Origin of the sequence: Aestuariibaculum sediminum (assembly GCF_014596945.1) — a bacterium.
GTDB classification, from domain to species: Bacteria; Bacteroidota; Bacteroidia; order Flavobacteriales; family Flavobacteriaceae; genus Aestuariibaculum; species Aestuariibaculum sediminum.
Map to the genome: position 1 here is coordinate 354,026 of NZ_JACVXB010000004.1, position 21,843 is coordinate 375,868.

The window sequence follows — 21,843 nt, forward strand, 5'->3', positions numbered from 1 at the left end:
CGGAGGTGTGACCCTCAACGGTTTTCAAGACCGCCGCATTCGACCACTCTGCCATTCTTCCTTGAGTGTCTCATCAGTCATTCCTGATTGCGGGTGCAAATATAGAACCCTTTTTCAACTCTATCAAAGTTTTTTTAGCTTTTTTTATACTTTTTTCAAGATTAAATTTTAATGATCTCATTACGAGTAATTTTAAAATTTGGTGATGCAAAATAAAATGCAAACCGTACTTTTGTGTAAAGAAAATTCTAAAAATGGATATCATAAAACAGCTCAAGTGGCGCTACGCTACTAAAAAGTTTGATGTTAATAAAAAACTATCACCTGAAAAATTAAATACATTAAAACAAGCCTTTAATTTAACGGCTACTTCCTTTGGTTTACAAACCTTAAAACTAATTATTGTTGAAACGCAAAGTTTACGCGATGCATTGTTACCACATAGTTATAATCAGCGTCAAGTAGTTGATGCATCGCACCTGTTAATTATTTGTATTCAGGACGACGTTTTAGAGGAAGATGTGGTAAATTACTATAAAAACATAAAGGATATTCGAAACACCTCAGAATCCATTTTAAAGCCATATCGTCAGGATTTAATTAATATGATGCATAAAATGTCTGTTCAGGAACGTCAACAATGGTCCAGACATCAAGCTTATATCGCATTGGGTAACCTTATGACTGTTTGTGCGGTTGAAAAAATAGATTCCTGTCCCATGGAAGGGTTCAAGGCAACAGAATTTGATACTATCTTAGATCTCGATAAAAAGGGTTTAAAATCGGTATTGTTATTACCTGTAGGATACCGCTCAAAAGAGGATATGTTTTCCGATTTCGCTAAAGTTAGAAAACCCCTTAATGAAGCAATAATAGAACTTTAATTACAATAATGGCGTTACACTAACAGGTTAGTGGCGGGCTTTTGGTAGTCGCTCTTTTCAAGGAGCTTCAACAATACCTCAATCCCTAACGCAAAATAAAACTTAAATATATGCCCGGATTTGAATTATTTGGAGATTTAGAACGTAAAGAAGTAAACGATGTATTGGATAACGGCGTAATTATGCGCTATGGTTTCGATGGCATGCGAAATGGCCATTGGAAAGCTAAGGAATTAGAACGAAAATTATCTGAAACTTTTCAATCAAACCATGTGCAATTAGTATCTAGCGGAACAGCTGCCGTGTCTATTGCTTTGGCAGCAGCAGGAGTAGGAGCAGGCGACGAAGTTATTCTTCCAACCTTTACTTTTGTAGCCAGTTTTGAAGCTGTAATGATGCTAGGAGCTGTACCAGTTTTAGTAGATATAGATGATACTTTAACGCTAAGCCCTAAGGCTATTGAAGACGCTATTACGCCAAAAACCAAAGCGGTTATGGTTGTTCATATGTGCGGAAGTATGGGGAATATGGAAGCTTTGCAAAACATATGTGCGGCAAACAAATTATTGCTTGTAGAAGACGCTTGCCAAGCCATTGGCGGAAGTTACAAAGGAAAACCTTTGGGAAGTATTGGTGATTTGGGCTGTTTTTCATTCGATTTTGTTAAAACCATTACCTGTGGAGAGGGCGGTGCAGTGATTACAAATAATGAAGAATATTATATAAATTCTGATCATTTCAGCGACCATGGTCATGATCATATAGGTAATGATAGAGGCGCAGAAACTCATCCTTTTTTAGGTTATAATTTTCGTATTTCCGAATTGCATGCGGCTGTTGGATTAGGACAATTAAAACGTTTACCGGAAATCATAGACATTCAAAAAAGAAACTTTAATATCATTAAGGATGTTTTAGCTACAATACCTGAAGTAACCTTTAGAACCGTTCCTGAAGGAGGTGAAGAAAGTTACGGCTTTTTAAATTTCTTTTTGTCAGATTTAAATACGGCTCGTAAAGTATCGAATGAGTTTAAGACACAAGGCATTGATGGTTGTTTTCATTATTACGATAATAATTGGCATTATGTTCGTAAATGGGAACACTTAAAGGAATTAAAATCGTTGTATCCTATTTCTGAAGAAGTAAAAAGTGGTTTAGCTTATTTAAAAAATGCTGATTATTCAGAGTCAGATCATTTTATTGGTAGAAATCTTTCCTGCTTAATAAAATTATCCTGGACAGAAGAAACTGTAAGGCAAAGAGCTTTGAAAATGGCAGAAATTATAAAATCCATAATAGATTAATTGCAGGAAACTATTTTATAATAAACAAATCATCTTTTTTAGTGCAATAATTTTATTGATATGTGTAGTTAAAGTCTTAAATTTAAGGTAAATACAAGTTTATTTATTAACATTTAAGGCTTTAATTATGAAGAATTTTTATTATTATCTCATAGTACTTTGTATGCTTGTTTTTGCAGTTAGTTGTAAGTCGAAAACAAAATCTGAAACAGAAAATACAGTAGAGGATAAAACTCCCCAAAAGCCCTACAAAACCTACAACGATGCTATTGTCTTTAAAACCTTGTCTATGGAGTTTATCGGCCCGGATACGATAACTTCAGGATGGAATACGTTTAAGTATGTTAATCAATCTAACGAAACACATTTTATTCTTTTTGACAAATATCCTGAAGGAAAAACTATCGAAGACGGAGAGAAAGAAATTATTCCCGTATTTGACAAAGGAATGGATTTAATTAATGAAGGAAATACAGAAGCGGGATTTGCTGAATTTGGGAAGCTACCAGAGTGGTTTCCTAATATTGTATTTACCGGTGGTTCGGGTTTAATTGCCGGTGGACAATACAGTATTACGACATTACATTTAGAACCTGGATACTACGTGTTGGAGTGTTATGTAAAAATGCCAAATGGTAAATTTCATAACGCTATGGGTATGGTGAAACAACTTATTGTTAAAGAAGAAGACTCTGGTTATAATGCGCCTCAGGAAGATGTTGTTATAACTATATCTAATGATAATGGTATTGTTTTTAACGACAGCTTAGCTAAAGGACAAACGGTATTTAAGGTAGAATTTCCCGATCAAAAAGTTCATGAAAATTATGTTCAGAGCGATGTGCATCTAGCGCAATTGACGGCCGAGGCAAATTTAGACTCGTTAGAATCATGGATGGATTGGTCAAATCCAAAGGGTTTAATTACTCCAGTGCCTAAAGGCGTAACATTTTTGGGTGGTATACAAGAACTACCGGCCGGAAAACATGGTTATTTTACAGCCGATTTAAGGCCCGGGAAATACGTTTTTATTTCGGAAGTACCTGGTGCTAAGCGTAAAAACTTGCTTAAAGTATTTGAAATAAAAGATTAATAATTTAAATAATCTACAATTTCTAATCCGTAACCAACCATACCGATGCGCTTAGTTTGTTCACTGTTGGAAATTAGGCGCATTTTATGTATATCCAGGTCATGTAATATTTGCGCTCCAATTCCGAAATCGCGGTTATCCATATTAATACGCGGAGCTTTAGATACCGAATGCGGTTGTTGGTTTTCTTTAAGGAAATTTAATCGGTTTAAAATATTCATAGATTGCACTTCCTGGTTAATAAATATGATGGCACCATGACCTTCTTTATTTATAACCTTAAACATGTTTTCTAACTGGGTATCTACATTATTGGTTAATGTACCTAAAATATCGTTGTTAACTAATGTAGAATTAATTCTAGTAGGAACGGCATCGGTGTCCTTCCACTGACCTTTAGTTAAAGCTATGTGCACCTGATTATTGGTGGTTTGTTTGTAGGCTCGTAATCTAAAGTTGCCAAAACGTGTAGCTATTTCAAAATCTTCTTTTTTATCAATTAAAGAATCGTGCTGCATTCTATAAGCCACCAAATCTTCAATAGAAACTATTTTTAAATCCAGTTTTTTAGCCACTTCCATAAGTTGTGGTAAACGGGCCATGGTTCCGTCTTCATTCATAATTTCAACGATAACCCCAGCAGGCTGTAATCCAGCTAATCGTGCAAAGTCTATAGCAGCTTCGGTATGACCTGTGCGTCTTAAAACACCACCTTCTTTAGCAACTAAAGGGAAAATATGTCCTGGTCGGGCTAATTCAAAGGGTTTAGTTGAAGGATCTATAAGTGACTTTATTGTTTTTGCTCTGTCACTGGCAGAAATGCCTGTGGTAACGCCATTACCACGCAAATCAACAGAAACCGTAAAGGCTGTTTCCATATGATCGGTATTGTTTCTAACCATCATATGTAAATCTAATTCTTTACAGCGCTTTTCGGTAAGTGGCGCACATATAAGACCTCTTCCTTGTGAGGCCATGAAGTTTATCATTTCAGGCGTTACCTTATCGGCAGCAGCCACAAAGTCGCCTTCATTTTCACGGTTTTCATCATCAACAACTATAATGACTTTTCCATTTCTTATATCTTCTATAGCATCATGTATGCTATCTAATTTAAACTTTAAGTTTGATGCGTTATCTGTCATTGTCTCGGTAATCATGCTGCAAAGATATTGCTATTTTAAAGAATTTAAACAATTTTGTTTTAAGTCTTCTTTCATTTTAGAATTTAAAAACACATAACCTATAAAATAGAGTGGTAATCCAATAATTAATAGAGCAATATGCAGTTTCTTTTCAACTTTATTTATGTGCTTGTAAAAGGATGATATATTCAAAATTGATTTAACGTAGTATATAATATACATAACAAACGACACAATACTTAATTGAATGGATGCCGCTGCAGCCGATGGTAATTTGTTATTAGCAAATATAAAATGCAAAATAAGTAAAATAGCGCCAATAGTATAGAGTGTAATTGCAAAATTGGTATGATCCTTATAATCTTTATAGATTGCCTCTGAAGTATCGAAAGATTCATCTATAGAAAGGCCTTGGCCACGTAAAACAGGTATTGGATATCCTCTCTTTTGTAATAATTTTAAAGCTTCAAACCTTGTGTTTTCATCATGACCTAAAGTCTCATAATTAGCAATAACATCAAGAAGGCGATCGTTTTTATAAGAATGTAAAAACGTATAATCTACCGATTCTTTTTGTTTAATATTTAAGGCTTTTTTAATTGGTTCTATTAAATTGTCGAATTCAAATAAACCTTTATCGGCGGTAGCGCGTTTGGTTAAAAATACACCTAATGGCAACATAACTAAAGTAGAAAACCAGCTGGCTAAAATTGGATTAAAACCGCCATTTTTGGCACTATTGGTGGCGAAAATACCAATAAAATGATAGGTTAAGAATAATAAAATTGCAACCACCATAGGCAGACCTATACCACCTTTTCGTATTAAAGCTCCCAGGGGTGCACCAACAAAGAATAAAACTATACATGCCAAGCCAAGTGCAAATTTTTCATGTAAAGAAATATAGTGTCTATTAATTAACGATTTTGATGCTTTAATAGGCGTTTCTCTTGAAATGATTAACTGTCTGGCACTACCCATTGTTTTTTTTGCCATTTCAACAAGGTCTATTTGTCGTCTTAAATCGAGACTGTCCAATAGGGGGGCAAGGTTGTGTTCTGTCCTTACAATATTTAAAGAATCCTTTTTAGGAGTTTGTAACGGTGCTTTTTTAGTAGGGGTTATTCTATGATTATTAGCCATGATGCTCGTACGCTGAAACATGCTTTTAGAGAATGTTTCATGGTCGTTATCGCGCTTTTTTTCGAGAGAATCGATAGATTTATTCAAATCGACCACATCGAGCATACTATATTTATCGGTTTGAGATTCTTCATCCATATCTACATCGTTAATTTGAGAAATATCGATGTTTATAGTATAGGTTTCGAATGTACTTTTTGCAAACGGATTTTTTTTACGTGTTTTAGGATCTCTGCTGTATATGTCACTGTAATAGTTTCCGTCATTTAAAATAAGTTTAATGACATTAGATTCTTCTCGACTCGCTAGTTCACCTGTTTTAGAGCGAATAACGGTAGCGTTTTTACGACCATCACTGCCTTTAATGTGAATGGTAACATTATCTAAAAACTGACCTCTTTCACCGTGTTTTTTATCAAATTTTATATTATAAACGCCAACTGGATTGAATTGCCCTTCGGCTAAAACCATTGCTGGTTTTAATTTCGCTATGTTTCGGCGTAAATTATATGATTTTAATTCAGCCCATGGAATAACATTGTTAGAAAAGAAAAATGTTGTAATTCCTAAAATAACTATAAAAACGCTAAGGCCAGACATGGCTCGCTGTAATGATATTCCTGTAGATTTCATAGCTGCAAACTCATAGTTTTCGGCAAAGCTACCAAAGACCATTATAGAGGCTAAAAGAATGGTTAATGGCAAAACCAACGGAATTAATTTTGGCATGAAATAGAACAGAAATTTAAAAATAACTTCTATGTCTAAATCTTTCCCAGCTAATTCTTTTATATATAACCATATGGTTTGCAATACAAAAATGAGCATGAGTATTATAAACACGCTCAAGAAAGTCTTAAGGTAAGACGTCAGGATATATCGGTCTAGTATCTTCAAGTGTAGGAGGCTTAGTCTAGATTATTGATGTAAAAATCTTTGTATTTGTTGGCATCAAAAGTAAATAAGCTTTTTGATAAAGGCTCGTTTGTTTTAAAAGAATTAACAGTAAGTGTTGTTTTGGTACTGTTTTTACCAACCTGAATTAAATTGTAAATGTGTTTGGTTTGTTTATCGATACCTAATAAAATATTTTTAATTTCTGAATTAGAATCGATTGGTGTTAATTTTACATACTGTATTTTTCTACCATTAATATTTTGTTCAATGTCCATGGCATAAGTGTAACCGTCTTCGTAAAAAGACAACATTTTACTTGGGGTAATAGCGTCCTCTTCGTTGTTACTGTCTGAAGAAATAGTAACTTCTTCATCTTCTATACTTATGCTGTAAAGCTTTTTGCCATCGAACATACGCGTCACACCAAGAATGTTTAATCGGTACTTTTCTCCTTGTAAAACCACATCACCTTTTGTTTGTTGTTTAATGTTCTCGGCAGTATTTTCTAAAACATATTTAAACGTTATAGAAATATTATCGTAACTCTTAACCTTAGATGATACTTCTTTTAAAAGGGCTTTTGCAATGTTTTGTGCAAATGTTGTTGCAGATAAGGCAATAAGTAATACGGTTAAAATCTTCTTCATTTTCATTTTTAAATTATTGAATTTCATTTTCTAAATGGTTATCTAGTGCCGTTAAATCTGGTATTAAAACTTGACGAGCTTTACTACCTTCAAAAGGACCTACTATACCAGCGGCCTCTAATTGATCGATTAATCGACCAGCACGGTTATAACCTAATTTTAATTTTCGTTGTAATAAAGATGCTGAGCCTTGTTGAGCGGTAACTATAACAATGGCAGCATCTTTAAATAGTTTATCACGATCTGAAATGTCTATATCAAGACTTGTGCCACTTTCTTCGCCAACGTATTCCGGGAGCATATAAGCATCCGGATATGCTTTTTGAGAGCCAATAAAATCGGTGATTCGTTCAACTTCTGGAGTGTCAACAAAGGCACATTGAACACGTATAAGGTCATTGCCTTGTGTGTATAACATATCACCGCGACCAATAAGTTGGTCGGCTCCTGCGCCATCTAGTATCGTTCTGGAGTCAATTTTAGAGGTTACTCTAAAGGCTATTCTTGCCGGGAAATTGGCCTTAATAATACCCGTAATCACATTAACCGAAGGACGCTGCGTAGCAATAATTAAGTGAATTCCAATGGCACGAGCTAACTGTGCAAGACGAGCAATAGGCGTTTCTACTTCTTTTCCTGCTGTCATAATCAGGTCGGCAAACTCATCCACAACTAATACGATATACGGTAAAAACTGATGTCCATCATTAGGGTTAAGTTTTCTGGATTTGAATTTAGCATTATATTCAGCAATATTTCTACACATGGCTGTTTTTAATAACTCATAACGATTATCCATTTCAATACACAAAGAATTTAAGGTATTAATTACCTTGGTATTGTCTGTTATAATGGCATCTTCACTATCAGGTAGTTTGGCTAAATAATGACGTTCTATCTTATTAAAGAGTGTAAGTTCTACCTTTTTAGGGTCTACTAAAACAAACTTTACTTCCGCCGGATGTTTTTTATACAGTAAAGAGGTAAGGACAGCATTTAAACCTACCGACTTACCTTGACCTGTAGCACCTGCCATTAGTAAGTGAGGCATTTTAGCTAAATCGACCACAAAGGTTTCGTTACTAATGGTTTTACCTAAAGCAATAGGTAATTGCATATCTGAAGCTTGAAACTTTTTAGAAGCAATTACCGAACGCATCGATACGATTGTAGAATTTTTATTTGGTACTTCAATACCAATAGTACCTTTTCCAGGAATAGGTGCTATAATACGTATACCTAAGGCAGACAAGGATAAGGCTATATCGTCTTCAAGGTTTTTAATTTTTGATATACGAATTCCTGCGTCGGGTACAATTTCATATAATGTCACTGTAGGTCCAATAGTGGCCTTTATATTTGAAATACCGATATTGTAATTTTTAAGCGTATCTACAATTCGGTTTTTATTCTCTTCTAATTCTTCTTGATTTATGGTGATACCTTCAGAATCGTATTTTTTGAGTAAATCTAGAGTAGGGAACTGATATTTAGCTAATTCTAATGTTGGGTCGAATAAGCCAAAATCTTCAACTAACTTATCTGATAAATTATCATTTTCCGATTGTTCTTCTGCAACTTTTTCTACTTCAATAGCCAAATCCTCATCATCATCTTCTTCGTTCTGAGCGATTTTGACTTCAAGCTCGGTTTTTAAAGGTGCTTGAACCTTATTATCATCTGGTGATTTTTCAATGGTTGCTTCCTTTATTATATTAATATCAGAAGATTCGTTAATATCAAAAGCAGACTTAAAGGCCTCAGCTTCTTCTGTTAAATTATTATCAACAGCGACTACAGGTTCGTTTGTTGTTGCAAATTCATCTTTAAAATCTTTTTTTGCAGAATGAAATAAGTTAGCAAAACTTTGGAACGTTACACCAAATCGCATGGCTAAATAAGTAATAATTCCGAAAAGCAGTAATAAAGAAACACCAATTTTACCTATATAATCTTGTAAATAACTATTAACTTCAAAACCTATTATACCTCCAAGGACACCGGTTTTAGCTCCGAAAAAACCAAAGAAAATGGAACTCCATATCATTATGAAAACACCCCAAAACCAATGTTTTCGTAATTTTGTTTTACTACTGTCAGTTAAAATATAAACGCCAGATAAGCATACTAAACCTGCAAAGATAAATGATGATACTCCAAAACCACGTTGAATAAATAAATCGCTTAACCAAGCTCCAGTTTTGCTCAACCAGTTTTTAGGTTTTACCTCTCTTGCAGCAAAATCAGAAAGTGTGCTTTGGTCGGCTTCTCCAGTAAATAAAAAAGATACAAAAGCGATACACAGGACGATACCGAAAAGAACTAAAAAGCTTCCGTAGACTAGTTTTTGCTGACTTGATAATTGAAAGCTAGGTAATTTGAATTTTTTCTTTGTTGAAGTTTTGGTTTTAGTTTTTTTCTTCGCCATTCATGCACGTTTAGGTTAAAACAAAAATACAAATTACTAACGTTTATCCTAACGATATATTATTTTAAAAAATCTTTGGAAAATATATAATAAAACCAACGATTGAGGCAAATATAGCAGCTATAAAAACTGCTCCTGCCGAAATGTCTTTTATATGACCTATTTTACTATGATGCTCGGGGTGAACAAAATTTGCGATTTCCTCTATTGCAGTATTAATACCTTCAATACTCATAACTAAACCTATTGCGAATAGTTGTAAAATCCACTCGGTAGTAGAGATATTAAAAAAGAATCCTGCCACACAAACACAAATTGCAATTATAAATTGTATTTTAATGCTGGCTTCGGTTTTTAAAAGTAAATAAGCACCTTTAAAAGCATAACCAACACTTTTTAATCGGTTTATAAGGAAGGATTCTTTCTTTTTCACAGAGATAAATAAGGATCTTACGATAAAGCCTCTAAAGCAGCTTTGTAGTTAGGTTCGTCTACAATCTCTGAAACTTGCTCGGTGTAAAGTACTTTTGCATTTTCATCCAACACAACCACACATCTTGAGTGTAATGTTTCAAGCGGACCATCGGTAAAATCTAAGCCATAGGCTTTACCAAAACTTCCGTTTTTATAATCTGATAAATTTACAACATCCTCTAATCCTTCAGCACCGCAAAAACGAGCCATAGCAAAAGGTAAGTCATGAGAAATGCACAACACCTTAGTGTTTTTTAACTCACTGGCTTCTTTGTTAAACGCTCTTACCGAGGCTGCACAAGTACCGGTGTCTATACTAGGAAAAATGTTTAAAACCACTTTGCTACCCGAAAAATCACTTAAGCTTATGGTTTCTAAATCGGTATTCGTTAATTTAAAATCTGGAGCTGTGGTTCCTACTTTAGGAAGTTCTCCCGACGTATGTATTTCATTGCCTTTTAATGTTACTGTAGCCATTATATTTTATTTTAATTTTTAATAAAAGTAGTAATTTAATAAGAAACACAAAGAAAACATGTTTAGCTTTTTGAAATCTTTAACGTTGCTATGAGGTTCTTGAATTATGAGTAATCAAAATTAGAAACATTATGGAAATCATAGTTATTTATTGTCAAAATCGTGACATCAATAAGTTTTAATAATAATTCCATAATTTTTATAAATACGACATGGTTACATTTTAAAATCGATTTCTTAACTTTAAGGTATTAACACTAAATAAAATAACCTTAAAACTAAAATATAATTATGAAAGGTAGTTCAAATTCATCTAATGGAAAATGTCCCTTTATGCATGGTGCAAATACCGAAACAAGTCAATCTGTTACAAATTGGTGGCCTAACACATTAAACTTAGATATTTTAAGTCAGCACGATACAAAAGTAAACCCTTTAGGAAAAGATTTTAATTACAGAGAGGCTTTAAAATCGCTAGATGTAGAAGCGTTAAAGAAAGATGTTACCGATTTAATGACGGATTCCCAAGACTGGTGGCCTGCCGATTGGGGGCATTATGGCGGTTTAATGATACGAATGGCTTGGCATGCTGCAGGCTCTTATCGAATTTCTGATGGGAGAGGAGGAGGAGGAACTGGAAATCAGCGTTTTGCTCCTCTGAATTCATGGCCAGATAATGTAAGTTTAGATAAAGCACGACGATTACTTTGGCCGATAAAGAAGAAATACGGAAATAAAGTAAGTTGGGCGGATTTAATTATCCTTGCAGGAACCATTGCTTACGAAAGTATGGGATTAAAAACATATGGATTTGCTTTTGGACGTGAAGATATTTGGGCACCCGAAAAAGACACCTATTGGGGATCTGAAAAAGAATGGTTGGCACCAAGTGACGAGCGATATGATGATGTCGATAAGCCAGAAACCATGGAAAATCCATTGGCAGCTGTTCAAATGGGTTTAATATATGTAAATCCTGAAGGCGTTAACGGTAAGCCTGATCCGTTAAAAACGGGTGCTCAGGTTAGAGAAACCTTTAAACGTATGGCTATGAATGATGAAGAAACCGTAGCTCTGACTGCCGGAGGGCACACCGTAGGAAAAACTCATGGTAATGGTGATGCCAGCATCCTTGGTCCAGACCCAGAGTCCGCACCAATAGAAGAGCAAGGCTTTGGTTGGTCTAATCCAACGCGCACAGGAGTCGGGAAGGATACCGTAACCAGTGGGCTAGAAGGCGCATGGACAACACATCCAACAAAATGGGATAATGGATATTTTGAAATGCTATTCAATCATGAGTGGGAATTGAAAAAAAGTCCTGCGGGAGCGCATCAATGGGAACCAGTTTCTATTAAAGAAGAAGATATGCCAGTTGATGTTGAAGATATGAAAACAAAACATAAACCAATGATGACCGATGCCGATATGGCCATGCGTGTTGATCCCGTTTATAAAGAAATATCGTTAAAGTTTAAAGATGATTTTGAAGCGTTTTCGGATGCCTTTGCCAGAGCATGGTTTAAATTAACACATCGTGATATGGGGCCTAAAGATCGTTGGTTTGGACCAGATGTGCCTTCCGAAGATTTAATTTGGCAAGACCCAATCCCAAAAGGAAAATCAGATTATGATGTTGATGCAGTTAAAGCAAAAATTGCAGAATCAGGGTTAACCATATCAGAGTTAGTTTCTACTGCATGGGATAGCGCAAAAACCTTTAGAGGGTCCGATTTTAGAGGTGGAGCAAATGGTGCTCGAATTCGTTTAGCTCCTCAAAAGGATTGGGCAGGAAATGAGCCTGAAAAATTATCAAAGGTGTTATCTGTACTAGAGCCAATCGCATCTCAATTCGGTATAAGTTTAGCCGATACGATTGTACTTGCAGGAAATGTAGGCGTAGAAAAAGCCATTAAAAATGCAGGTATGCAGATTACAGTGCCATTTTCTCCAGGACGTGGCGATGCATCACAAGAGATGACCGATGTTGATTCATTTGAACCACTAGAGCCTTTAGCAGACGGATTTAGAAACTGGCAAAAAAAGGATTATATTGTGAGCCCTGAAGAAATGTTATTAGATCGCGCTCAGCTTATGGGATTAACGGCACCTGAAATGACTGTATTAATAGGCGGTATGCGTGTAATGGGTACCAATCATGATAATACAAAACATGGTGTATTTACAAACAATGTAGGTGCCTTAACTAATGATTTCTTCGTAAATTTAACAGATATGGCTTACAATTGGAAATCTACAGGAAATGGAGTTTATGAAATTTGCGATCGTAAATCTGGGGTTGTAAAATGGACGGCTACTCGTGTGGACTTAGTGTTTGGTTCTAATGCCATTTTAAGAGCTTACGCCGAAGTTTACGCGCAAGATGATAGTAAAGAAAAATTCGTAAACGATTTTGTCAATGCCTGGGTAAAAGTTATGAATGCTGATCGTTTTGATTTGAATTAGTATTAGAAATTATGTTCTTTTAAAAAGCCACAGCTTGTGAAGCGTGTGGCTTTTGTTTTTTTACTGTATAACTTAGTGTTGTTAAGCTAAAACCCTATTGTTTTCCATTTCTAAAACCACATCTTCTATAAATAAATCGATTTGTGATTTCGTAACATTAGACATACAAATGATATGTGTAATATGTTCTTCGGTAGCTAATTGCCATTTCTGTTTTAATGCCTCTGAAGTTTTAGGAAATACAACAGTTATCGCTCCAGGGTTACTCCAGGCTGGTATTCCTAAATGCTGTAATTTAGCTTTGCAATATTCTGCAACTTCAAGCGCATTGTCGTATCTCGATTTTAAACCATCAACACCTAGATGCATTAAAGCATACCACAAAAATAAAGCACTATGTCCGTTTCTTGAGCCGGTTATGGTCGTATCTAAAGTTCCAATGTAAGACACACTTTTTGAGACGCGATCCCTTAGTGAACGTTTAGTTATTACAACTCCACAGGGTATGGGAGAGCCTATAAATTTGTGGCCGCTAATAGAGATGCTATCTGCTCCATCGGCAATATCAAAAGGTATTCTGTTTTCTAGAAAAGCGCCGTAAGCGCCTGATAATGCGGCGTCACAATGGATGTAATGATCTTGTATGGCCAGTTTTTTTAGAATTGATTTTATTTTTGAAACATCATCTTTTGCCTCTTTCATTGTAGTTCCGAAATTCGAAAGGATAATAGCTGGCAAGTGACGATTATATTGTAACGTATTTTGTAAATCATCATAATCGATTTCACCATTATCGTTAGACCGAATTACAATACTAGGTATGTTTAATAATTGAATGTTTTTTTTAACACTATAATGTGTGGATTCAGAATAATAAACCATTGCTTTTGGGTATAACTCGCGGGCTATGTAAAGGCCATATAAATTACTTTCCGAACCACCATTAGTAACATATCCCCAGTAATCATCTTTATTAGCTCTAAGTAGATGAGCAAAAAAATCGATAACATCACGTTCCATGTCCCTGGTTTGTACTTTATAGGTGCTATCAACAAAAGGGTCTCCGAGGTTATTAATTGGATAATTTAAAAATTCGAAAAGAGGAGAATAATCAAAATCCTTCGAAATAGGGTATCCAATCGATAATTGGTTAGCTTCTTTTATTTTTTTTAAGGTTTCTTCTAGTTGGTCTTTTATGTTAGAATGTGGTAAACAAGTCATATTTTCTGTTAATTTTTGAAATATAAAATCACTTCAAAATTAATGTATATTAGTTGTATTTTCTTTTAAAATATAGTATTTAGTAAATATTACTGTAATTGTTAAAATTTTAGTATATATAAATTGTTTAATTGAGTTGAAATGTTGAATTTTAGAAATAAAAACTAATATGGATCATATAGACAAGAGAATCCTGATGGAGCTTCAAACCAATGCGAAGCAAAATATAAAGGAAATAGCAAGCAAAGTAGGGCTTAGTGTGACACCAACATACGAGCGCGTAAAAAAAATAGAGCAAGCTAAAATAATTAAATCGTATGTTGCGCTTCTCGATCGCGAGAAAATAGGTAAGAAGTTTATTGCCTATTGTCAAATTACTTTGATTAGGCATCATAAAGATTTGCTCGATGGTTTTAAATTACATACCCTTCAATATCCTGAAATTATGGAATGTCATCATATTTCGGGGAATTTTGATTTTTTATTGAAAATTGTAGTAGATGATATTACACAATATCAGCAATTTATAAACGAGAAGTTATCCTTACTGGATAGTATATCAACCATTAATAGTTCGTTTGTTATGGAATCTGTAAAGGATTCCACTGTGTTTCAGGTTTAGAGTGTGACCAGTGAATCAAGCTTCCAATTCGGGAGTTAGACCATCAATAGCTTTTTTGGCGGCTTCCAGTTCATCCTTGTGAACAAACACCTCTTGATAATCTCGCGAGCCTCCAAAAACATCGGTTAATAATCCAGATTCAGATTGTTCTTTAACTACGGCATTAATGTCTATTTTTTCTAATTCAGCAATAATTCGTTGAGTCACTATAAGGTTACCCGTAAATATTTTAATATAATTAGAATCTTTCATGGCATTAGAAGTAATGGTTGTTATCTAAATATACGATTTTTTTATGAATTAACCTCTAATTTATGTGACTGGTAGCTATGTTTTTTAAGTATATTTAAATATAAATTTTCAAGGTGAAACACATTCAGGTCACATTTTTGATATTGGCCCTAATAGCTGAAGTAATTGGTACCATAGGTGGATTTGGTTCTTCGGTGTTTTTTGTTCCAATTGCTAATTTTTATTTTGATTTTCAAACGGTCCTTGGCATTACTGCAATATTTCACGTCGTTAGTAATTTGAGTAAAATAGCATTGTTTAGAAAAGGTATCGATAAAAAGTTAATTCTTTACATTGGTGTTCCTGCCGTACTTTTTGTAATAGTAGGAGGGGTACTAAGTAAATTTTTAAGAGTTACTTTGTTAGAGCTTTTTTTAGGAGTGTTTTTAGTAGCGCTTAGTTTGTTGTTTATTATAAAAAAAGATTTAATTATAAAGCCTAATAAAAAGGAAGCTATTATTGGAGGAACATTATCTGGCTTCATTGCTGGAGTAGTTGGTACTGGTGGGGCAATACGAGGATTAACAATGGCGGCATTTAATTTGGAGAAAAGTGTTTTTATAGCTACATCAGCCATTATTGATTTTGGTGTCGATTTAAGTAGGACGGTCGTTTACTTTTTAAATGGTTATATCAAAATAGAAATCCTCATTTATATACCTTTTTTAGTTATAATTGGAATTCTTGGAACTTACTTAGGAAAACTATGCTTAAACAAAATATCTCAGGACAATTTTAAAAAAATATCCCTGGGTTTAATTTTAGTAATAGGGATAGTTACTATAATAAAAAGTGCGTTAGATTATTATAACCTAACGCACTTATAATAAAAATTATATTTTAACTTATCTTAATTCTGCACCTAATTGGTTTTCGAAATTCGATTGTAATTTATTCATTATTTTATCTATTTGTTTGTCGTTAAGCGTCTTGTTTTCATCTTGTAAAGTAAAACTTACCGCATAACTTTTTTTACCAGCAGGAAGATTTTTTCCTTGGTAAACGTCAAACAAGTTCACACTTTTCAGTAATTGCTTTTCAGTTTGTCTAGCAATTTTATAAATAGATTCGAAAGTAACTTTATCGTCCAGTAATAGCGCAAAATCACGTCTAACTTCAGGATATTTAGGTATGGGAGCAAATACGACCTTATTACGCTTTATAATAGTTAAAATAGTGTCCCAGTTAAAATCGGCAAATAGAACTTCTTGAGTAATATCAAAATGTTTTAAAATAGGTTTTTTAACTAAACCAAAATCTACCAATTTCATTTTACCTAACCCAAAACTAACACCCTCCGAAAATACATCAGAATCCACAGGGCTTTCGTTATATTTGGAAATACCCAAGCGCTCTAAAATATTTATAACGTAACCTTTAAGATAGAAAAAGTCACTTTTCGAACTTGGTGAATTCCAGTTTTCAATCGTTTTATTGCCAGTTACAAATAAAGCTAAATGTTTAAATTCTTCTCGTTTATCATCACCGTACCCATGGTATGTTTTACCAAACTCGAATAACTTTAAATCGTTTCGCCTTCTATTGATATTAAAAGAAATGGCTTCTAATCCAGAAAATAACAGCGATTGACGTAGTACAGACAAATCGTTACTTAACGGATTCAACATACTAATGTTATGATCTTCTTTAAGTTGCTCGCTTAATGCGGTGTAATTAGGTGTAGTAAGTGAATTTGATAAGGTTTCAAAAAATCCTAACGATGCTAATTGATCACCTACAATGTTTTGTATTTTATGGTCTTCAAATCGCGTTGAGTTGGAAATTGAAGCATTTAACTTTTCTGTAGTTTTAATATTGTTATAACCATAAACGCGCAGTATTTCTTCAATAATATCCGCTTCACGTTGCACATCATTTCTATAAGCAGGAACCGTTAAGCCTAATCCAGCTTCGGTAACGTTATTCACTTTAATTTCTAATGAAGATAAAATACGTTTAATGGTTTCTTTCGGAATTTCTTCGCCAATTAATCGTTTTGCATTTTCAAAACTTAAGCGTACATGAAAATCTTCAATTTTGTTAGGGTAGAAGTCCATAACATCGCTTGTGATTTCTCCTCCAGCAATTTCTTTTATTAATAAAGCAGCACGTTTTAATGCATATTCTGTGATGTTAGGATCTATACCCCGTTCAAACCTGAAAGACGCATCGGTGTTTAAAGCATGTCGTTTGGCTGTTTTTCTAACACTTACCGGATTAAAATAAGCACTTTCTAAGAAAATACTCGTTGTGGTTTCGGTAACTCCAGAATATTCACCACCAAAAACACCTGCAATACACATGGGCTTTTCGGCGTCACAAATCATTAAATCGTCTTCGTGAAGTACTCTTTCAACACCATCTAAAGTTTTAAATTTGGTTCCAGCCTCAAGGGTTTTTACTTCTATTTTATTTCCTGCAATTTTATTAGCATCAAAGGCATGTAGAGGTTGCCCTAATTCGTGTAACACATAATTAGTTGCATCTACAATATTATTTATAGGAGCTAAGCCAATGGCCTTTAATCTATGTTGAAGCCAGGCAGGAGATTCTTTAACTTTTAAACCTGAAAGTGTTACCCCGCAATATCTTGGTGCTAAATCCTTGTTTTTTACTTCAACATCAATTTTCAAAGTTCTGTTATCGGTATGAAAAGCACTTACTGAAGGCGTTATAAGCTCTAAATTGATTTCTTTTTGCACTAAACCAGCTTTTAAATCGCGCGCAGTTCCCCAATGACTCATGGCATCGGCACGGTTTGGTGTTAATCCGATTTCAAAAACATGGTCGTTTTCTATTTCAAACAAATCCGCACAAGATGTTCCTACGGTAATATCATTATCTAGTACCATGATACCGTCGTGCGATTTTCCTAAGCCTAATTCATCTTCGGCGCAAATCATTCCGTGACTTTCTTCACCTCGAATTTTACCTTTTTTAATGGTCCAGGCTTCTCCTTCATCGGTATATAAAGTAGTTCCTATAGTCGCTACCGGTACTTTTTGCCCTGCCGCCACATTTGGGGCTCCACATACAATTTGAAGAGGCGCGTCGCCTCCAATATTTACAGTAGTAACTTTTAATTTGTCGGCATTTGCGTGTTGCTCGCATGTTAATACTTCACCAACAATAACACCTTCTAATCCACCTTTTACAGATTGATAGGTCTCAATACCTTCGACCTCTAAACCTAAATCTGTAAGTAAATCACCAGTTTCTTCTGGTGTCCAATCTGTTTTTATAAATTGTTTTAACCAATTATAAGAAATCTTCATAAACCAAGTTCTGTTTTAAGGCCGTAAAGATAAAATATTGCTGTTAGCATTCAAATATAAACCCTTAATTTATCTCTATTTTAAAAGGAATTCCTAAACCTGGAAATTAGAAGGAGCTACAAGTTTTCGATTAGCAAATTATAATCGTACTGAAGGTCTTCGTGAAGCCCAGAAACTGTTTTCTTTACTAATTCGAGTTGACGATTATATAAATTTTGAAGTTGCCCACTATTTTTATAACTGGGTTTGAAGTGTTTTAAAGTTTTGAGAAAGTAGAGGAGTAGTTCTACTTCAGTTTCCTTTTTTTGAGAATATCGGATATATTTTTTGGTTTGACTCAAAATTTTACGAACACTTTTTCTTATGAAAAAAAAGCTTTTAGTGTTAATTGCATCAAATTGTGTGTCGATATGAGTTTTAATGCTTTCAATATATTCACCTTCGTTGTCAGACTCAAAAAGTAAGTAAGTAATAAGTTCTTTGTTTTCCTTTTTAAATTTAGATAATCGTAAGCATAACTCGGTTAACTCTTCAGGAGATTTGTGTTTTAATTCTTTCTTGATATTAACAATTGACGTTGCCTGCAAAGATTATTGTTTTTTAAACCCGTCAATGGAAAATTTCCCTGGTCCCATTAAGAAAATAGCGATAAAACCAATTAAGTATAAGATTGATTTTTCTTTGACACCGATTGGGTCGCTAGCATGAACGATAAAACCGGCAACAAACATGGTGATAATAGTTGGAATTGTCGCCCATTTTGTTTTAAAACCGACTAATACTAATAATGGCGCTACGGCCTCACCAATAATTGCCAGACTTAGAGAAATGGGTTGCCCTAAGCCAATAGGATCGGCAAATTTTATAGGTCCCAAAAATAAAGATTGAAATTTTGGGATGCCATGGGTTAGCATCATACAGCAAAACCCAACTCTTAAAAGTAGTAAGCCTATATCCGGAAAATTACGTTTCATAACGTTGTTTATTTTAAAAATAAATATACGTTAATTTAACGAAGTTTCGGAAATTCTTCTGGATTTGTTTCGTGCATTACAGCATAGATGGCTTCAAAAATATCTTCAGCTGATGGCTTAGAGAAATAATCTCCATCATTACCATAAGCGGGTCTGTGCTCTTTTGCAGACAATGTTTTAGGCTGACTATCTAAATACTGATAAGCATTTTGCTTATTTAATATTTCATTTAAAATATAAGCTGAAGCACCACCAGGAACATCTTCATCAATTACCATTACGCGATTGGTTTTTTTGATACTTTTTAGGATGTCATGATTTAAGTCGAATGGAAGTAATGATTGTACATCAATAACTTCGGCATCAATACCAAGGGCTAAAAGTTCGTTTGCTACTTGCTCAACAATTCGAAGTGTTGATCCATAAGAAACTAAAGTAATATCGGTTCCTTCTTTTACGGTTTCAACAACACCGATAGGAGTTTTTAAATACCCCAGGTTGTTTGGCATTTTCTCTTTTAATCGGTAACCATTTAAGCATTCTACAACTATAGCAGGATCATCACCTTGTAAAAGGGTATTGTAAAAACCAGCCGCTTTGGTCATGTTTCTAGGCACTAAAACGTGAACGCCTCGAACTAGATTTAATATACCACCCATCTGCGAACCTGAGTGCCAAATGCCTTCAAGTCGGTGACCACGAGTTCTTACGATTAATGGTGCTTTTTGTTTACCTTTTGTTCTATAGTGTACTGTTGCTAAATCGTCACTTATAATTTGTAAGGCATACATTAAATAGTCAAGGTATTGTATTTCGGCAATAGGTTTTAATCCTCTAAGCGCCATTCCAATTCCTTGTCCAACAATGGTGGCTTCACGAATACCTGCATCAGCAATACGTAGTTCTCCATATTTTTTTTGTAACCCTTCGAGACCTTGATTAACGTCACCAATATTTCCTGTGTCCTCACCAAAAATTAGTGCTTCAGGATATTTATTGAAGATAGCATCAAAATTATCACGTAAAATAATTCTGCCATCTACTTGTTGTGCCTTTTCATCATAAGTTGGTTTCACTTCCTTTATAAGAACATTAGATTGTTCTGTTTCGGAATATAAATGAGAACTGAATTTAGGTTGTGTTTCTTCAAGATATTTGTCTATCCACTGTAGTAATTGATCTTTTTTAGCTGAATTTTCACCTAAAGTATGTCTTAAAGCACGACGGCCATGAGAAAGAAGATCCTTTCTGGTAGGTTCGTCTATAGCCGCTAAGCTTTCTTGAATTTTATTGATAAAAACGCCGTTTTCGCTAGTTTCACCCAACTGTTTCAATATAGAAACTAACTCGCGTTGATCGCTAGCAATGGGTTTTAAAAAGGTTGTCCATGCCTTACGTTTGGCCTCTTTCACTTCACGCTTAATGATGCGCTCAATTTCCGTTAAATCTTCATTAGTAGCAATATCGTTGCTAATCAACCATTTTCGCATTTTTTCGTTACAGTCATGCTCGGTTTCCCAATTAAGACGTTCCGGAGATTTATAACGTTCGTGTGAGCCGGAAGTTGAATGCCCTTGGGGCTGTGTTAATTCGGTTACGTGAATAAGAACAGGGACATGTTCAGAGCGGGCTATTTCTCCAGCCTCCTGATAGGTTTGAATTAAATTTGCATAATCCCAACCTTTTACTCTTAATATCTCGTAGCCTTTGCCGTTCTCATCACGTTGAAATCCTGATAGAATTTCAGAGATATTTTCTTTTGTGGTTTGATGCTTAGCATGTACCGAAATACCATATTCATCATCCCACACACTTATAACCATAGGTACTTGTAACACACCCGCTGCGTTTATGGTTTCAAAAAACAAACCTTCACTGGTGCTTGCATTTCCAATAGTTCCCCAAGCTACTTCATTTCCACTTTCTGAAAAATTTGAAGCATTAATACCAGGAACATTTCTGAATATTTTAGAGGCTTGAGCTAAGCCAAGTAAACGAGGCATTTGTCCTGCAGTAGGAGAGATGTCTGCACTAGAATTGTACTGTTTGGTTAAGTTTTTCCAACTACCGTCGTTATTCAAACTGTGTGTAACGAAGTGACCTCCCATTTGTCGACCAGCCGACATAGGTTCTTGTTCCAAATCGGTATTGGCATATAAACCAGCAAAAAATTGTTCAGCCGTTAATTCACCAATTGCCATCATAAAAGTTTGATCACGGTAATAACCTGAGCGCCAATCCCCCTTTTTAAAGGCTTTAGCCATGGCTAATTGAGGTACTTCTTTACCGTCGCCAAAGATTCCGAATTTAGCTTTTCCAGTTAATACTTCGCGTCGACCTAGCAAACTGCATTCCCGACTTCTCACTGCTATTTTATAATCGTTTAAAACTTCTGTTTTAAAATCTTCGAATGAGATGTTGTTTTTCAAATCTGGAATTGATTGCATGTTAAATACCTCTTTTAAACTTTCTGCAAAAGTAGTTAATCTTTATGGGTTA

Annotated in this window: 18 protein-coding genes; 6 read left to right on the plus strand and 12 right to left on the minus strand. The window is 34.7% G+C overall.

Translation table 11 applies throughout. From position 1 onward, the window contains the following. Window positions 1-254 precede the first annotated feature (254 nt). The 3 genes from ICJ83_RS11585 (at window position 255) to ICJ83_RS11595 (ending at window position 3,284) form a co-directional block, all read left to right on the plus strand. On the plus strand, window positions 255-884 hold the full coding sequence (locus ICJ83_RS11585) for an NAD(P)H-dependent oxidoreductase (RefSeq protein WP_188230558.1): 630 nt from the start codon (window positions 255-257) through the stop codon (window positions 882-884). A 110-nt stretch (window positions 885-994) separates the two neighbouring features. Beyond that, window positions 995-2,191 carry a DegT/DnrJ/EryC1/StrS family aminotransferase gene (locus tag ICJ83_RS11590; RefSeq protein WP_188230559.1) on the plus strand — a complete coding sequence of 399 codons (1,197 nt, stop codon included), beginning with the start codon at window positions 995-997 and terminating at the stop codon, window positions 2,189-2,191. 127 nt (window positions 2,192-2,318) lie between these two features. Continuing rightward, complete coding sequence (locus tag ICJ83_RS11595) at window positions 2,319-3,284, plus strand: hypothetical protein (RefSeq protein WP_188230560.1); 966 nt, start codon at window positions 2,319-2,321, stop codon at window positions 3,282-3,284. Here the strand turns inward: ICJ83_RS11595 and ribB are convergent. The 6 genes from ribB to tpx all read right to left on the minus strand — a co-directional run bounded on the left by ribB (window position 3,281) and on the right by tpx (window position 10,495). After that, on the minus strand, window positions 3,281-4,444 hold the full coding sequence (gene ribB / locus ICJ83_RS11600) for a 3,4-dihydroxy-2-butanone-4-phosphate synthase (protein WP_223154754.1): 1,164 nt from the start codon (window positions 4,442-4,444) through the stop codon (window positions 3,281-3,283). The two genes, ICJ83_RS11595 and ribB, sit on opposite strands and share 4 nt — an antisense overlap. Window positions 4,445-4,459: 15 nt before the next feature. Continuing rightward, window positions 4,460-6,469: an LptF/LptG family permease gene (locus ICJ83_RS11605; protein ID WP_188230561.1), complete on the minus strand. Its 2,010-nt coding sequence runs from the start codon at window positions 6,467-6,469 to the stop codon at window positions 4,460-4,462. Window positions 6,470-6,480: 11 nt separating this feature from the next. After that, a complete protein-coding gene (locus ICJ83_RS11610) occupies window positions 6,481-7,116 on the minus strand; it encodes a LolA family protein (RefSeq protein ID WP_188230562.1) in 636 nt (211 codons plus the stop codon). A gap of 13 nt (window positions 7,117-7,129) precedes the next feature. Then, window positions 7,130-9,544: a DNA translocase FtsK gene (locus ICJ83_RS11615; RefSeq protein WP_188230563.1), complete on the minus strand. Its 2,415-nt coding sequence runs from the start codon at window positions 9,542-9,544 to the stop codon at window positions 7,130-7,132. Between the two features lie 64 nt (window positions 9,545-9,608). Further along, a complete protein-coding gene (locus tag ICJ83_RS11620; RefSeq protein WP_188230564.1) occupies window positions 9,609-9,977 on the minus strand; it encodes a diacylglycerol kinase in 369 nt (122 codons plus the stop codon). A 17-nt stretch (window positions 9,978-9,994) separates the two neighbouring features. Further along, window positions 9,995-10,495 (minus strand): thiol peroxidase, encoded by a 501-nt coding sequence (gene tpx / locus ICJ83_RS11625; RefSeq protein ID WP_188230565.1) that lies wholly within the window; start codon window positions 10,493-10,495, stop codon window positions 9,995-9,997. 291 nt (window positions 10,496-10,786) lie between these two features. On the opposite strand from tpx, the gene katG reads away from it, so the two are divergent. Then, the gene (gene katG / locus ICJ83_RS11630; RefSeq protein ID WP_188230566.1) at window positions 10,787-12,961 is read left to right on the plus strand and encodes a catalase/peroxidase HPI; all 2,175 of its coding nucleotides are present in this window, start codon (window positions 10,787-10,789) and stop codon (window positions 12,959-12,961) included. Between the two features lie 81 nt (window positions 12,962-13,042). Here the strand turns inward: katG and ICJ83_RS11635 are convergent, their stop codons facing one another. Continuing rightward, the gene (locus ICJ83_RS11635) at window positions 13,043-14,182 is read right to left on the minus strand and encodes a histidine decarboxylase (RefSeq protein ID WP_188230567.1); all 1,140 of its coding nucleotides are present in this window, start codon (window positions 14,180-14,182) and stop codon (window positions 13,043-13,045) included. A gap of 169 nt (window positions 14,183-14,351) precedes the next feature. Between ICJ83_RS11635 and ICJ83_RS11640 the strand changes: the two genes are divergently transcribed. Continuing rightward, on the plus strand, window positions 14,352-14,804 hold the full coding sequence (locus ICJ83_RS11640; protein WP_188230568.1) for an Lrp/AsnC family transcriptional regulator: 453 nt from the start codon (window positions 14,352-14,354) through the stop codon (window positions 14,802-14,804). Between the two features lie 15 nt (window positions 14,805-14,819). On the opposite strand, the gene ICJ83_RS11645 is transcribed toward ICJ83_RS11640, so the two are convergent. Further along, window positions 14,820-15,056, minus strand: a complete 237-nt coding sequence (locus ICJ83_RS11645) for a DUF2007 domain-containing protein (protein ID WP_188230569.1) — start codon at window positions 15,054-15,056, stop codon at window positions 14,820-14,822. A gap of 113 nt (window positions 15,057-15,169) precedes the next feature. Here ICJ83_RS11645 and ICJ83_RS11650 point away from each other — a divergent pair, with 113 nt between their 5' ends. Beyond that, a complete protein-coding gene (locus ICJ83_RS11650) occupies window positions 15,170-15,922 on the plus strand; it encodes a sulfite exporter TauE/SafE family protein (protein ID WP_188230570.1) in 753 nt (250 codons plus the stop codon). 18 nt (window positions 15,923-15,940) lie between these two features. On the opposite strand, the gene pheT is transcribed toward ICJ83_RS11650, so the two are convergent. From pheT to ICJ83_RS11670, 4 genes are all read right to left on the minus strand, one after another. Then, complete coding sequence (gene pheT, locus ICJ83_RS11655; RefSeq protein ID WP_188230571.1) at window positions 15,941-18,370, minus strand: phenylalanine--tRNA ligase subunit beta; 2,430 nt, start codon at window positions 18,368-18,370, stop codon at window positions 15,941-15,943. 116 nt (window positions 18,371-18,486) lie between these two features. Beyond that, on the minus strand, window positions 18,487-18,957 hold the full coding sequence (locus ICJ83_RS11660; RefSeq protein ID WP_188230572.1) for a hypothetical protein: 471 nt from the start codon (window positions 18,955-18,957) through the stop codon (window positions 18,487-18,489). 3 nt (window positions 18,958-18,960) lie between these two features. Then, on the minus strand, window positions 18,961-19,344 hold the full coding sequence (locus ICJ83_RS11665) for a DoxX family protein (protein WP_188230573.1): 384 nt from the start codon (window positions 19,342-19,344) through the stop codon (window positions 18,961-18,963). A gap of 35 nt (window positions 19,345-19,379) precedes the next feature. After that, on the minus strand, window positions 19,380-21,791 hold the full coding sequence (locus tag ICJ83_RS11670; RefSeq protein ID WP_188230574.1) for an alpha-ketoacid dehydrogenase subunit alpha/beta: 2,412 nt from the start codon (window positions 21,789-21,791) through the stop codon (window positions 19,380-19,382). Window positions 21,792-21,843 lie beyond the last annotated feature (52 nt).

Excerpts from the sequence above, each read along its gene's own strand:
- ICJ83_RS11585 (WP_188230558.1), top strand. The coding sequence starts at position 255 with ATGGATATCATAAAACAGCTCAAGTGGCGCTACGCTACTAAAAAGTTT.
- ICJ83_RS11590 (WP_188230559.1), top strand. The coding sequence starts at position 995 with ATGCCCGGATTTGAATTATTTGGAGATTTAGAACGTAAAGAAGTAAAC.
- ICJ83_RS11595 (WP_188230560.1), top strand. The coding sequence starts at position 2,319 with ATGAAGAATTTTTATTATTATCTCATAGTACTTTGTATGCTTGTTTTT.
- ribB (WP_223154754.1), bottom strand. The coding sequence starts at position 4,444 with ATGATTACCGAGACAATGACAGATAACGCATCAAACTTAAAGTTTAAA.
- ICJ83_RS11610 (WP_188230562.1), bottom strand. The coding sequence starts at position 7,116 with ATGAAGAAGATTTTAACCGTATTACTTATTGCCTTATCTGCAACAACA.
- ICJ83_RS11615 (WP_188230563.1), bottom strand. The coding sequence starts at position 9,544 with ATGGCGAAGAAAAAAACTAAAACCAAAACTTCAACAAAGAAAAAATTC.
- tpx (WP_188230565.1), bottom strand. The coding sequence starts at position 10,495 with ATGGCTACAGTAACATTAAAAGGCAATGAAATACATACGTCGGGAGAA.
- katG (WP_188230566.1), top strand. The coding sequence starts at position 10,787 with ATGAAAGGTAGTTCAAATTCATCTAATGGAAAATGTCCCTTTATGCAT.
- ICJ83_RS11635 (WP_188230567.1), bottom strand. The coding sequence starts at position 14,182 with ATGACTTGTTTACCACATTCTAACATAAAAGACCAACTAGAAGAAACC.
- ICJ83_RS11640 (WP_188230568.1), top strand. The coding sequence starts at position 14,352 with ATGGATCATATAGACAAGAGAATCCTGATGGAGCTTCAAACCAATGCG.
- ICJ83_RS11645 (WP_188230569.1), bottom strand. The coding sequence starts at position 15,056 with ATGAAAGATTCTAATTATATTAAAATATTTACGGGTAACCTTATAGTG.
- pheT (WP_188230571.1), bottom strand. The coding sequence starts at position 18,370 with ATGAAGATTTCTTATAATTGGTTAAAACAATTTATAAAAACAGATTGG.
- ICJ83_RS11665 (WP_188230573.1), bottom strand. The coding sequence starts at position 19,344 with ATGAAACGTAATTTTCCGGATATAGGCTTACTACTTTTAAGAGTTGGG.
- ICJ83_RS11670 (WP_188230574.1), bottom strand. The coding sequence starts at position 21,791 with ATGCAATCAATTCCAGATTTGAAAAACAACATCTCATTCGAAGATTTT.